The following is a 1,062-nucleotide window of genomic DNA, read 5'->3' on the forward strand; positions in this document are numbered from 1 at the left end:
TTTTAGCGCACAACACAAATGTTATTGCTGGGCTCTCGACAATGATTCGCGACATTTACAAATCGTTTAGCGAAAACCCACGAAACAGAATTACCACCAAACCAATAATATAAATGCATAAGATGCTTAACTATTAAAACAGAAAAGTGGTGCCACCTAACGCCCACTTAAGCGGACAAAAATAGTTGGTTAAAATGTGAAGCGAAGCGAAACCTAACCAACTGTTTTTGTTCCGTTTGAAGTTCTTGTTAGAGGTACTTTACGCCGACAAATAACCTGCTTCGAACTCCGTACCTTCGTAATATTTTAACTTATAAATGAGATTAGACTCTTGAAAGCCTTTAACTTCTAGTGTTGCGTCTTTGATAGAACCACACTTTATATTTGTTTGATATTTATAAGTAATGATATCTTTTGCTAGTTCATTACGCGAAATATTACTTATAGTTACCTTTGTTGATACTCCATCAAGTGATAATAATAAATAGTTACTTGAAGTATTTAACTCATATCCTTTCCATGAAGTAATAACAAAAGATAATAACTCATTAACATTTGATTTTGGCTCCCCATCATCTACAGGTATAACAGGAGGTAAAGGGATAAGAGGCGAAACCATCATACCTTGTTGAGAATATTGATCACAACCACCAGCTTTCAAGTCTATATTCTTATTCAGATCTAGGTTTACATGATAACCAAACGTATTTTTTACAACATTTAGTCCTTCAAATTTAATACCTGATTTGTATATTGCCGCTGAAATAGCACAGCCACTTAATAGTAAGACTATAAAAAGAGAAATGAACCGATGCATCCTTGTACCTCTAACGCCCATATTAAGCGGCAAAAATTAGTTGGCTAAAATGTTGAACGAAGTGAAAGCAGCCAACTGTTTTTTGTCCGTTTGAATTGCTTGTTAGGTTAAATTTATTAAAAAACCAGTTAGTTAAAGCAAACTTCGAAACTTAATATAACCGCACCACGGCTAAATACCAAACCATTATTTTGAGCCATTACACAAAAGTAGTTTTAGCGCACAACACAAATGTTATTGCTGGA

The 1,062-nt window shown here is 34.3% G+C and carries 1 protein-coding gene; it reads right to left on the bottom strand.

Translation table 11 applies throughout. The annotated features are described in order from the left end of the window. Positions 1-259: 259 nt before the first annotated feature. Complete coding sequence (locus H4J39_RS00015) at positions 260-817, bottom strand: hypothetical protein (RefSeq protein ID WP_182225418.1); 558 nt, start codon at positions 815-817, stop codon at positions 260-262. Positions 818-1,062: the final 245 nt, after the last annotated feature.

The sequence above is a fragment of the Colwellia sp. Bg11-12 genome, from assembly GCF_014076955.1.
Classification (GTDB): domain Bacteria; phylum Pseudomonadota; class Gammaproteobacteria; order Enterobacterales; family Alteromonadaceae; genus Colwellia_A.